The organism is Azospirillum ramasamyi (assembly GCF_003233655.1).
In the GTDB taxonomy this organism is placed as follows: domain Bacteria; phylum Pseudomonadota; class Alphaproteobacteria; order Azospirillales; family Azospirillaceae; genus Azospirillum; species Azospirillum ramasamyi.
In genome coordinates, this window is record NZ_CP029830.1 from 112,501 (window position 1) to 124,262 (window position 11,762).

At 67.1% G+C, this 11,762-nt stretch carries 8 protein-coding genes and 2 rRNA genes (1 of these 10 running past the window's edge); 7 read left to right on the forward strand and 3 right to left on the reverse strand.

Annotation, left to right across the window (positions count from 1 at the left end; genetic code table 11):
* From DM194_RS13215 to DM194_RS13230, 4 genes are all read left to right on the forward strand, one after another.
* A 23S ribosomal RNA gene (locus DM194_RS13215) occupies window positions 1–1,253 on the forward strand; it begins 1,494 nt to the left of the window's first position.
* A 132-nt stretch (window positions 1,254–1,385) separates the two neighbouring features.
* Window positions 1,386–1,501: ribosomal RNA gene (gene rrf, locus DM194_RS13220) — 5S ribosomal RNA — on the forward strand.
* 202 nt (window positions 1,502–1,703) lie between these two features.
* Entirely contained in the window at window positions 1,704–3,470 is a 1,767-nt protein-coding gene (locus tag DM194_RS13225) for an SLC13 family permease (RefSeq protein ID WP_111068077.1), read from the forward strand.
* A gap of 109 nt (window positions 3,471–3,579) precedes the next feature.
* Complete coding sequence (locus DM194_RS13230) at window positions 3,580–4,026, forward strand: CBS domain-containing protein (RefSeq protein ID WP_246024382.1); 447 nt, start codon at window positions 3,580–3,582, stop codon at window positions 4,024–4,026.
* An 86-nt stretch (window positions 4,027–4,112) separates the two neighbouring features.
* Here DM194_RS13230 and DM194_RS13235 read toward each other — a convergent pair whose 3' ends face one another.
* From DM194_RS13235 to DM194_RS13245, 3 genes are read right to left on the reverse strand one after another with little or no spacing between them, the layout of a single operon-like run.
* On the reverse strand, window positions 4,113–4,718 hold the full coding sequence (locus tag DM194_RS13235) for a DUF533 domain-containing protein (RefSeq protein WP_246024383.1): 606 nt from the start codon (window positions 4,716–4,718) through the stop codon (window positions 4,113–4,115).
* Window positions 4,715–5,131 carry a response regulator gene (locus DM194_RS13240; RefSeq protein WP_111068078.1) on the reverse strand — a complete coding sequence of 139 codons (417 nt, stop codon included), beginning with the start codon at window positions 5,129–5,131 and terminating at the stop codon, window positions 4,715–4,717. The genes DM194_RS13235 and DM194_RS13240 overlap by 4 nt, the downstream gene beginning before the upstream one ends.
* Window positions 5,124–8,882: a PAS domain-containing protein gene (locus DM194_RS13245; protein WP_246024384.1), complete on the reverse strand. Its 3,759-nt coding sequence runs from the start codon at window positions 8,880–8,882 to the stop codon at window positions 5,124–5,126. Before DM194_RS13245 ends, DM194_RS13240 begins: the two co-directional genes overlap by 8 nt.
* A gap of 362 nt (window positions 8,883–9,244) precedes the next feature.
* Between DM194_RS13245 and rpoZ the strand changes: the two genes are divergently transcribed.
* From rpoZ to fdhD, 3 genes are all read left to right on the forward strand, one after another.
* The gene (rpoZ, locus tag DM194_RS13250; protein ID WP_111068080.1) at window positions 9,245–9,700 is read left to right on the forward strand and encodes a DNA-directed RNA polymerase subunit omega; all 456 of its coding nucleotides are present in this window, start codon (window positions 9,245–9,247) and stop codon (window positions 9,698–9,700) included.
* Window positions 9,701–9,749: 49 nt separating this feature from the next.
* On the forward strand, window positions 9,750–10,517 hold the full coding sequence (locus DM194_RS13255; protein ID WP_111068081.1) for a hypothetical protein: 768 nt from the start codon (window positions 9,750–9,752) through the stop codon (window positions 10,515–10,517).
* A 333-nt stretch (window positions 10,518–10,850) separates the two neighbouring features.
* Window positions 10,851–11,717: a formate dehydrogenase accessory sulfurtransferase FdhD gene (fdhD, locus tag DM194_RS13260; RefSeq protein WP_111068082.1), complete on the forward strand. Its 867-nt coding sequence runs from the start codon at window positions 10,851–10,853 to the stop codon at window positions 11,715–11,717.
* The last annotated feature ends 45 nt before the right edge of the window (window positions 11,718–11,762 follow it).

Here is an 11,762-nt window from a genome sequence, read left to right on the forward strand (position 1 = left end):
CCGACACAGGTGGACTGGTAGAGTATACCCAGGCGCTTGAGAGAATGGTGTTGAAGGAACTCGGCAAATTGCCCTCGTAACTTCGGAAGAAGAGGGCCCCGTTGTGGCGCAAGCCATGGCGGGGGGCACAGACCAGGGGGTAGCGACTGTTTACTAAAAACACAGGGCTCTGCGAAGCCACACAAGGCGACGTATAGGGTCTGACGCCTGCCCGGTGCCGGAAGGTTAAGAGGAGAGGTGCAAGCCTTGAATTGAAGCCCCGGTAAACGGCGGCCGTAACTATAACGGTCCTAAGGTAGCGAAATTCCTTGTCGGGTAAGTTCCGACCTGCACGAATGGCGTAACGACTTCCCCGCTGTCTCCAACACCAACTCAGCGAAATTGAACTCTCCGTGAAGATGCGGAGTTCCCGCGGTCAGACGGAAAGACCCCGTGCACCTTTACTACAGCTTTGCAGTGGTGCTAGGGACTTCATGTGTAGGATAGGTGGGAGGCTTGGAAGCCTGGGCGCCAGCCCGGGTGGAGCCAACCTTGAAATACCACCCTTGAAGTCTCTGGCATCTAACCGTGGCCCGTGATCCGGGTCCGGGACCCTGCATGGCGGGTAGTTTGACTGGGGCGGTCGCCTCCCAAAGTGTAACGGAGGCGCGCGATGGTGGGCTCAGAGCGGTCGGAAATCGCTCGTCGAGTGCAATGGCATAAGCCCGCCTGACTGCAAGACTGACAAGTCGAGCAGAGACGAAAGTCGGCCATAGTGATCCGGTGGCTCCACGTGGACGGGCCATCGCTCAACGGATAAAAGGTACGCCGGGGATAACAGGCTGATGACTCCCAAGAGTCCATATCGACGGAGTCGTTTGGCACCTCGATGTCGGCTCATCACATCCTGGGGCTGGAGCAGGTCCCAAGGGTTCGGCTGTTCGCCGATTAAAGTGGTACGTGAGCTGGGTTTAGAACGTCGTGAGACAGTTCGGTCCCTATCTGCCGTGGGTGTCGGAGTTTTGCGAGGATCTGTCCCTAGTACGAGAGGACCGGGATGGACATACCTCTGGTGCACCGGTTGTCACGCCAGTGGCATGGCCGGGTAGCTAAGTATGGACGGGATAACCGCTGAAAGCATCTAAGCGGGAAACCCACCTCTAAACCAGAGCTCCCTTGAGAGCCGTGACAGACCATCACGTCGATAGGAGGCATGTGGACGGGCGGCAACGCCTGAAGCTAAGCCTTACTAATCGCTCGATCGGCTTGATCTCACCCCACAAACCGCGCCATGCGCAGCAGCAAGCCTGCTTGACGCACGCACCGCAGTTCGATACATCCTCGACCTCACTTGCACTGAACCCGCGATACGCTTTGGGAAAAGCGTCGGTCTTGAGCCTTGGTGACCTGGTGGTCATGGCGAGGTGTCAAACACCCGATCCCATCCCGAACTCGGCCGTGAAAAGCCTCCGCGCCAATGGTACTGCGTCTTAAGACGTGGGAGAGTAGGTCGCCGCCAGGTCACTCAGGCTCAAGAGACGCTAACCAAAGCAAAATCGCAGGCATCGGCACACGCATCCGAAACGCCCCGGCTCCCATCAGCCGGGGCGTTTCTGCATTTGGTTCGAAACCGGCATTGGCGCAACTGCCGTACCGCCAGAGCTTCGGGAACGCTGCCGGGTGTCGCGGGTTACCTCCGGGCGACATCAATAGACGGACGTTCGATGACTCTGCAGCAGTTCATGGCCTTTGCGTTGGTGGGCATCGTGGTGGTGATGCTGGTCTGGAACAAGCTGCGTTTCGACGTGGTGGCGGTGCTGGCCCTGCTGGCCGGCGTATTCCTGGGGTTGATTCCGGCGAAGGACGCCTTTTCCGGCTTTGCCGACGACATCGTCATCATCATCGCTTCCGCCCTGATCGTCAGCGCCGGGATCGCCCGATCAGGCGTGATCGACGCGCTGGTGCGCCCGGTCGCAGGAAGGTTGAACACGCCGACGCGCCAGATCGCGTTCTTATCCGGTTCGGTGGCCTTCATGTCGGCCCTGATGAAGAACATCGGCGCGCTCGCCATTTTCCTGCCGATCACCATGCAGTTGGCGCGGCGGCACCGTACCGGTGCTCATCTCGTGCTGATGCCGATGGCCTTCGCCTCCCTGATGGGGGGGCTGATGACGCTGGTGGGCACCTCCCCCAACATCATCGTCTCCCGCGTGCGGGAGGAGATCGTCGGCAAGCCCTTCACCATGTTCGATTACCTGCCGGTGGGGCTGGGGATCACGCTGGCCGGACTGGCCTTCCTGATGATCGGATGGCGCCTGCTTCCTCAGAACCGCAGCGGCGCCCGCGCGGCCGAGGAGACCTTCGCGGTCGAGAATTACGCCAGCGAGATGAGGCTGCCGACGGAATCCGCTTTTGTCGGCCGTACAGTCCGCGACATCGAAGCTCTGGCCGAGGGCGAGGCGCAGGTGATCGGCCTGATCCGCGAGCGGTTTCGCCGCTATGTTCCGGACAAGCACTGGGTCCTTCTGGCCGACGACATCCTGGTGCTGGAGGGCGACGCGCCGGCCCTGCAGCGGCTCGTCCAAGCCGCTTCGCTGGAGCCGCTGGGCGTGCTGGAGGAGGCGGATGGCGAATTGCTGGCGGTCGAGGCGGTGGTCACGCCGGACTCGCCGCTTGCCGGCCATTCCGACCGCCGTCTCGACCTGCGGCGGCGTTTCGGCCTCAGCCTGCTGGCGGTGAGCCGCGCCGGCGAGCGGATTGCCCAACGCCTGCACCATGTGGTGTTCCGCGAGGGTGACCTGCTCCTCCTCCAGGTACCGGCGGAGCGCTATCCCGACGCACTCGCCGATGCCAACCTGATCCCGCTGGCGGAGCGCCGCCTGCAACTCGGCCGGCGCCGGCCGATGTGGGTGCCGGTCGGGATCGTCATCATCACCATGCTGGTGGTCGGCCTCCATCTCGCCCCGCTGGCGGTCACCTTCCTGGCGGCGGCTGCGGCGATGGTCGTCACCGGGGTGCTCAGCGTCGAGGATGCCTATCATGCGGTGGAGTGGCCGATCATCATCCTGCTGGCCGCGCTGATTCCGGTCAGCGGCACGCTGGAGAGCACCGGGGCGACCCAGGTGATTTCCACCCTGTTGGCCGATGCCGCGCGAGGCCTGCCGGCGGTGGCCTGCGTCACGCTGGTCATGGCGGCGGCGATGGCGGTGACGCCCTTTCTCAACAATGCGGCCACCGTGCTGGTCATGGCGCCGATCGGCGCCGGGGTGGCCCAACAGCTGGGGCTCAGCCCCGATCCGTTCCTGATGGCGGTTGCCGTCGGTGCCGGCAGCGATTTCCTGACCCCCATCGGCCATCAGTGCAACACGCTGGTGATGGGCCCCGGCGGATACCGGTTCAGCGATTATCCCCGGCTGGGTTTGCCGTTGTCGCTGCTCATCCTGGCGCTGGGCACATGGCTGATCGTGATGGTCTGGCCGCTCGGAGGGTGAGGGAGGAACAACGCTCCCCGGCCGGATGTTGCCCTTCACCGCCCGCCCATCATCGCCCCGACGCCGCCCCCCGACGCCGCCCCTCAACGCCAAAGGGCAGGCCCGATCAATGAGGAAGACGACCGTGCTGGTTTCCGAGATCATGGCGAAAGCGCTGGAGTTCATCGGCCCCGACGCCACTGTGCAGGAGGCTGCAACCCTGATGGGCGAACTGGATGTAGGCGCGCTGCCGGTCGGGGCGGCCGAGGATCTGCTGGGCATCCTGACCGACCGCGACATCCTGTTCCGGGTGGTGGCGGAGGGCGGCGACAGCACGCGGGTGCGGGTGCGTGAGGTGATGTCCAGTTCCGTCTTCAGCTGCCGCGACACCGACACGCTGGCCACGGCCATGGACATCATGGGCGCCTACCATGTGCGGCGCCTGCCGGTTCTGGATGAGGCGAAGCATGTCGTCGGCTGGCTGACGCTGAGCGACGTGTCGCGCCGGCTGCTGCTGGAAACCGACACGATCCGGAACGCGCTGGGCGAACTCAGCGCCAGCGGGCGGGACGTCTGATACCGGCGAAGGCTTGAGCTGACCTTTAAGCGTTCGTCGGCCGCCACGCAGGTCGATTCATCGAGTTGCCGGGATGACGGAGTGGGCTACAGCCGCAGACCCATCTGCCGGTTCAGCCGCACCACCAGATCGGCGGGCAGGTCGAGGCGCTGGGCGAGGTATCGCAGATAGGAGCGATTGGTCGACGTGTTCTTGTCGATCACCGCCAGGGAAACGGCGTAGAAGCGGGCGGCCAGGCGGGGGCTGTCGACCCGCCGGACCAGTTCCTCCAGGCATTGCGGTTCCTGCAGCGAATTCTCAAGCGCGCGCCGGTCCTCCTCGTCGAGGGGGCTGCTGCGCAGTTTGCCCCTGATCCGACCGAGTTCGATGCGGTCCAACTTGCCGTTCGCGTGGGCGGCGGCGGCCATGGCGCGGACCAGCAGGCGGGCCTCATCCGGACTGGCGCTTGCAAGATCCGCGGGGGCGCGGTCGTGCAGCTGGTGGCGATTGCGCAGATGGGAGTCCAGGATCTGCCGGGCCAGCATCTCGTACAGCACGGGCTGGTGGCCGAGGCGCGACCCCAGCGGGCTGGCGTCCGCTTCGGGCTCGCCGGTGGGAATGGAAGCGGCTGCCTGCACGGTGGACGGGGTCGGGTCCGCAGAGCCGCCGAGCAGGCGCTTCAGAAGGCCGGGCATCCGAGAATCCGTCATCATGCCGTCGTCCCCCCGGCGGTTCTCCCCGCAGCTCCGCCCACTCCTGCCGGCCGCTGCATCGCGGTGTCGATCTGCGTCAGCAGGCGCGAGAAGTCGACGGGCTTGGGGTGGTAATCGTCGCAGCCCGCCTTCAGGGTCTTCTCGCGGTCGCCGGACATGGCGTGCGCGGTCAGGGCGATGATCGGGATAGCGGCGGTTTCTCCGCCGGATTTCAATTCGCGGGCGGCGGTCCAGCCGTCGATGACCGGCAGGTTCATGTCGAGCAGGATCACGTCCGGCCGTTCGCTGCGCGCCATTTCCACCCCCTGGCGTCCGTCGAAGGCGAGCACCACGTCGAACCCCCGCCGCTTCAGCCGGCGTGACAGGAAGTCCCAGATTTCCTCATGGTCCTCGACCAGCAGCAGCTTAGCCATCGGTTCCTCCCGTTCCTCCCGTTGCGGCGGCGGCAACCTCCATCATGGTCGAGGCCGGCCGCAGGCGCGCGATCGCGTCCTTCAGCTCTTCGATCATTTCCTTCGATCCATCCTCCGTCACCGGGATGATGTCGCGGACGCGGCCGCGCAACTCTTCGGCCTCGGTGCCGCCGATCGCCTGGGGGGCCATGACGATGACGGGGATGCCGCTCCAGTCCGGATTGCGGCTCAGCGCCTTGAGGAAGGCGAAGCCGTCCAGGCCGTCCATGAAGGGGTCCAGCAGGATCACGGTCGGCCGGGGGGTGTCGAGCCGGCGGAACGCTTCCTCCTCCGTCTCGGCCTCCCGGACTTTCCAGCCGTCGCGGCCCAGCGCCGCCCGCAGAAGGGCGCGGGTCTCGTCGGCTTCCATCAGAACGAGCGCGGTGCCCGGAGCCTGTCCGCAGAGGCCGCTCAGCACGCGGTGCAGGCGCTGCCAGTCCACCGGCTTGGTGAAATAGTCGGCGGCCCCCAGCGACAGGGCCAGCCCCTTTTCGCGGCGGGAAGAGATGATGATGACGGGGATGTCGGCCAGATCGGGCTCCGCCTTCAGCAGCGACAGCACCGACCAGCCGTCGGTCCGCGGCATCATCACGTCGAGCAGGATGGCGCGCGGGCGGATCTGCCGGGCGATCGACAGGCCTGTCTGTCCATCCGCCGCCAGCGCCACCCCGAAGCCCTCGCGGTGCAGGAAGCGGGCGAGCAGTTCGCGCATCGCCTGTTCGTCGTCGATGATCAGGATCGTCTCGCGGGCGGACGGCGACGCCGCGGTCCCGTCAACCGTTACCGGTGAAGGATCGGTGTGGCGGTGCGCCTGGCCGTGCCGCAGGTCGGCGGGCAGCCGCAGGATGAAGCTGGTGCCCTTGCCGGAGGCCGTCTCGACCGCGATGTCTCCGCCCAGCATCTCGGCGAAGGCCTTGGTGATCGCCAGCCCCAGCCCGGTCCCGCCGAAACGGCGCGTGGTCGAGCTGTCGGCCTGCATGAAGCGCTCGAACAGCCGGCGGACCTGCTCCGGCGACATGCCGATGCCGGTATCGGTGACGCGGAAGATCACCATGTCTCCCGCCGCCATCTCTGCCGCTGCCATGTCCCCTGCTTCCATCTCTCCGGCCGCCATGATGCCGTCTGCCGGGCCGGTGTCCGCCGCGGCGCGCTCGACCGACAGGGTGACGGTGCCGTTCTCGGTGAATTTGGCGGCGTTGCTCAGCAGGTTGAACAGGCATTGCCGAACCTTCACCACGTCGGTGTGCATGCGGCCGAGCCCGCCCGCCACTTGCACCGCCAGCCGGTTGCCTTTCTTCTCCACCAGGGCTTCCACCGTCGCGGCGACCTCGCGGGTCAACTCGGCGATACCGGCGTCCTCGCCATGCACCTCCATCTTGCCGGCCTCGATCTTGGAGATGTCGAGGACGCCGTTGATGAGGTTCAGCAGATGGCGGGCGTTGGCCTCGATCTTTTCCAGGTCGGGCAGCATGCTGTCGACGCCGAGGTCGGCGAGTTCCTCCTCCAGCATCTCGGTGTAGCCGATGACGGCGCTCAGGGGCGTGCGCAGTTCATGGCTCATGTTGGCGATGAACAGGCTCTTGGCCCGGTTGGCCTCCTCCGCGGCGAGGCGGGCGGCCTCCAACTCCTCCTCCGCCCGCTTGCGCGTGCTGATGTCCTGCATGGCGCCGATCATGCGCATCGGCTGTCCGATGGCGTTGCGCAGGACGAAGCCGCGGTCGAGGATGCTGGCATAGCTGCCGTCGGCCCGGCGGAAACGGTATTCATCGTTCCAGCGGGTGCCGCCGCCGTCGATCACCGCATGGATGCCGGTCACCACATGGTCCTGGTCGTCGGGGTGGATATGGTCCATCCACCAGGCGGCGGCGGTTTCCGCCGCATCCTCGCCATAGCCGAAGAGGGTGCGCACCGCCTCGTTCCAGTGGATGCGGTCCGACGACAGGTTCCAATCCCAGATGGCGTCGTTGGTCGCCTGCGCAGCAAGCCGGTAACGCTCCTCCGTCTCGCGCAGCGCCTCCTCGGCGCGGCGGCGGGTGGTGATGTCGGTGTGGACGCCGACCCATTCCTGCACGGCGCCGTTGCCGTCCAGCAGCGGGACGGCGCGGACCAGCATGTCGCGGTAGACGCCGTCGTGGCGGCGCAGCCGGTGTTCGGCCTTGTAGACGGTCCGTCCCGCCCGCGCCGCGCGCCACGCCTCCGCCGTGTGGGGGCGGTCATCGGGGTGGATGGCGTCGATCCAGCCGGTGCCCTTCAACTCCTCGAAACTCTGGCCGGTAAAGGCGCTCCAACTCGGCTGCGGCGCGGTGAAACGCCCGGTTTCCGACGTGCTCCAGACGATGGCGGCGGTGGCCTCCACCAGCGAGCGGAACCGCTCCTCGCTGACGCGCAGCCGGTCTTCGGCCCGCTTGCGGTCGGTGGTGTCCCAGGTGACGCCGATCAGGCTCGGGCTGCGCTCGGGCGTGCTGTCGGTCACGATGCCGCGCGCCACCGCCCAGCGGGTTTCGCCCGACGGCAGGAGGATGCGGAACTCGGCGTCATATTCGCCGCGTTCCCGCCGGGCGGTTTCGATGATCTGCCGGATGTGGGGCTGGTCGTCGGGATGGACGCGGCCGGTCACGTCCGATCCGCGGAGCGGTCGGTCGGTCGGGAACTCCGCGGTGAAATCGAAGATCTCGCGCAGGCGGGCGTCGGCCTCGATGCGGTCCTCGTCCAGATTCCACGACCATGCGCCGATCCTCGCGGCGTTGAGCGCCAGTTGCAGCCGCCGTTCAGCCTCCATCACGCGGGCTTCGGCCCGGCGCTGCTCGGTCACGTCGGTGTTGGTGCCGAGCCAGCGCAGGATCCGACCGCCGGGACCGCGCACCGGCACGGCCCGCGACAGGAACCAGCGGTATTCGCCGTCGTGCCGGCGCAGCGGGAAGGTGTCCTCCCATGGCTCTTCCGCCCGGATCGAGCGGAAGAATCCGTCCGAGGCACGGTCGACATGGTCGGGGTGGTGGACGATGCGCCAGTTCCAGCCCTCCGTCTCCCCCGGCTTGGTACCGGTGAAATCGTACCAGCGTTGATTGTACCAATAGATCGCGCCGCCGGCGTCGGCCATCCAGGTCAGCTGCGGGATCAGGTCGGCGAGGCTGCGGAACTGCTCTTCGTTCTCGCGCAGCAGGGCTTCCGTCCTCCGGCGCTCCGCCGCGTCGCGGGCGCGGTCGATGGCCCCGCCCAGCAGGTTGGCGAAGCCCTGGAGAAAGGCGGCGTCGGCGGCGTCGAAGCGCCCCTTCTGCCGGCTGTCGACCTCCAGCACGCCGAAGGGATCGCCTTCGCCGCGGATGATCACGTTGATGGCGCTCCTCACCCCATGTTCGGCCAGGAGGTCCGGGCAGCGGAAGCGGGATTCGCTGCCGAGATCGTTGGAGATGACGGCCTCGCCGGTTCGCAGCGCGTAGCCGGCGGGGGAGGCGAGGTCGGCGCCCACCGTCCGGCGTCCGACGACGCCGGGGCGCCAGCCGACGCCCGCGCGGACCAGCAGGCGGCCTCCGGTCGTCCCGTCGCCGTCGGTGTCCTGCATCCATTCCAGGGCCTTGCACAGCTCGGCTCCCAGCCCGTCGGCACACAGGCTGGTGGCTTCCTGCAGCAGCGTGCCGATGTCCGTGCTTTTCAGGGCGGACGTGCCGAAGCGGGCCAGCAGATCATGCTGCCTTTCCCTGCGGGCCAGCACTGCGGCGAGTCGGTCGGCATCGGAGCTGTCTTGCGGGGATGTTCCGGTGAGGGGGATCGAAGCGGGGGGCATGAACCGTGGCGGACGGGGAAGGGTTTGCAGACGAGAACAGCCGTCGGCGCCGTTCGTTCGCGGCGGCGTGATGGGTACCGCTCCCGCACCCGGATGGGGAGGCGGCCGATGTCCCGATGGAACGGACCGGTACTCCCCTATTGCGATACGACAAGTGAAGGGATGCGCGATCGGTGAAAGGGACTGTTGAGGAAAGGGGGGGGCGCTCCTGGCCCTCTCGTCATCGATCTTCCAAACCCTTTTCCTTGATCCGGCCCTAGATCGGGCCCCCGATCCGGAGTGTTCGTCGAATGGCCCGTGTCACCGTCGAAGATTGCGTCCTACTGGTTCCCAACCGATTCGATCTGGTCATGGTGGCGGCGCAGCGCGCCCGCCAGATCTCCAGCGGAGCGCCGCTGGCGATCGACCGCGACAATGACAAGAACCCAGTGGTCGCCCTGCGCGAGATCGCGGAGGAGAAGCTGTCCCTGCCCGATCTGCGCGATACCCTGATCCGCGGCCATCAGAAGACGGTCGAGGCCGACGAGCCCGAAGAGGAGATCGTCGACCTGATGGCGGACGAAAACAGCTGGATGCACACCACCGACAACTCGCTTGCCGACGACGACGCCATGAGCGACGCGGAGGAAATCACCGAGGACGACGATATCGCCTCCGAAATGGAGCGTAATCCGGGTGCCGCCTTCGACATGACCGAGGGCGACGTGGTCGCCGAAGACGACGAAGACGACGAGGTCGATCCGTGACGATGCGGCCGGAACCCGCGAACCAGTCGATCCAGGAAGGGGAGAGGGGATGAAGGCTCTCGTCACCACCACCCTGTCCGTCATGGCCCTGTCCGCCGTGACATTCGCGACCGTTGCTGTCGGCACCCGCACCCGCACCCGCACCCGCGTCGTGGGGAAGCGGGGGAAGCATCCGGCGGTCGGCCGGGCACATCCTCCGGCGCCCGCTCCCTCGGCCGAGACGCTGGACCGGGCGATGCGGGATGTCGTCGCCTACGGCCTCCTGCCGGCGGGGGCGCTCGCCGGGCTCGCGGACTGGCTGGTCCACCGCAGGATGGACATCCAGCACACGGCCGGGGCCAAGGAATCGCTGATGCATATCGTGATGTCCGGACAGGCGGCGATTCCCGGCCTGGCGCTGCTTCTGCTGGAAACCAACCCGCGCAGCCTGGCGCTGATGGCCGCCGGCCTGCTGTCGCACGAGGCGACCATGATGGCGGATCTGCGCTATGCCATCGCACGCCGGCCGGTTCCGCCGGTCGAGCAGAAGCTGCACGGCATCCAGAACATGTTCCCCGCCGTTCCGCTCGCCATGGCCGCCGCCAGCTACCTCGCGCAGCGCCGGGAGGGGAAGGAGCCGGAGCCGGCGCTCCGCTTCCGCCGCGACATTCCGCCCGCCCATCTCGCCGTCATTGCCGCCGCCATGCTGGTGGACGGCGCCGCCTTCGCGGTCGAACTCGCCGAGGGATTGCGGGAGAATGGCGGACGGCTGGAGCCGGACCGGCGGGGGAAGCCGGCCAGGGCGGCTGCGCCTGCGGATTTGTGTGAAGCTGTTTGAATATGTCCGTCATGGTCCAACGCTTTTCCGATCCGTCATTCGCCGCGAATGCGGGAAACCGGTGTTTCCCCGGCGATACCAACGGGTAGGCCTGGGGCCCGGCCTCCACGGGGATGACGAGCGGAAAGGTGCAGGACCATCGGGGAAACGCGCAGAGCCCCGTAAGTTAAGCCTATGCGCGGAGGCCGGGATCCAGCCCTATCCTTGGGAACCTGCATGGCGCAGGGGACCAATGCTCCAGCTTTGGCGTTATGACGGTACGGCGTGGCGGACCATTCGGCCGGCGCTCGTCCTCACCCCGCCTTTCATCGCAGCCAGGGGCTCTGCCGCATCATGGATCATGCAACCGTCTGGGCGCCGCCGACCTCCGCGCCGCTTTCCCCGGCGCAGCCGCGCTCTCGGCACGGCGTCCGGCTGGTGCCGGCGACGGTCTGCACCGGATCGGACATCGACGACCGCGAGGAGCAGATCATCGACGAGGTGCCGGTCGGGCTGGTCTATGCCGGAACTCTCTTCGCCGTGATGCTGGCGACCCCGACTGACCTGGAGGATTTCGCCACCGGCTTCTCGCTCAGCGAGGGGATCGTCGGCAGCGCCGACGAACTGGCGATCACCGCCATCGACGAGTTGACGGACGGGGTGCGCCTGCGCATGCAACTCCCGGTGGAGAGGCTTGCGGCGCTGTTGCGGCGCAAGCGCAACCTGACGGGCGGCTCCGGCTGCGGCCGTTGCGGCACCGACAGCTTCGCGGAGACGCTGCGGCCTCTCGATCCCATCCGCTCCGCCGCCCGCATCGCGCCCGACGCCATCCGCCGAGCCGTGGCGGCCCTGCCGCCGGAGCAGACCCTGAACCGGCAGACCGGCGCCGTCCATGCCGCCGGCTTCGCCCTTCCCGATGGGCAATTGCTGCTCGTGCGCGAGGATGTCGGGCGGCATAATGCGCTCGACAAGCTGATCGGCGCGCTGGCCCGCGCCGGCATCGACCCGGCCTGCGGCTTCGTCGTGGTGTCGAGCCGCTGTTCCTTCGAGATGGTCCACAAGACCGCCGCCGTCGGCATTCCGCTGATCGCCGCCATTTCCGCACCGACGTCGCTCTGCGTCGGCTTTGCCGAGACGGTGGGGGTGGGCGTGGTCGCCTATGTGCGCGACGGCCGTTTCACCGTCTATGCCGTGCCCTCCCGCGTCGCCACGCTCGCCTGAGCGCCTTCGGAAACGGGCGATTGTTCGCAGCCGGGCGGCCGGGAT

What these genes read in the sequence shown, in the direction of transcription:
- DM194_RS13240 (WP_111068078.1), bottom strand. Translation starts at nt 5,131, where the DNA reads ATGGCTAAGCTGCTGCTGGTCGAGGACCATGAGGAAATCTGGGACTTC.
- DM194_RS13230 (WP_246024382.1), top strand. Translation starts at nt 3,580, where the DNA reads ATGAGGAAGACGACCGTGCTGGTTTCCGAGATCATGGCGAAAGCGCTG.
- rpoZ (WP_111068080.1), top strand. Translation starts at nt 9,245, where the DNA reads ATGGCCCGTGTCACCGTCGAAGATTGCGTCCTACTGGTTCCCAACCGA.
- DM194_RS13235 (WP_246024383.1), bottom strand. Translation starts at nt 4,718, where the DNA reads ATGATGACGGATTCTCGGATGCCCGGCCTTCTGAAGCGCCTGCTCGGC.
- DM194_RS13255 (WP_111068081.1), top strand. Translation starts at nt 9,750, where the DNA reads ATGAAGGCTCTCGTCACCACCACCCTGTCCGTCATGGCCCTGTCCGCC.
- DM194_RS13225 (WP_111068077.1), top strand. Translation starts at nt 1,704, where the DNA reads ATGACTCTGCAGCAGTTCATGGCCTTTGCGTTGGTGGGCATCGTGGTG.
- fdhD (WP_111068082.1), top strand. Translation starts at nt 10,851, where the DNA reads ATGGATCATGCAACCGTCTGGGCGCCGCCGACCTCCGCGCCGCTTTCC.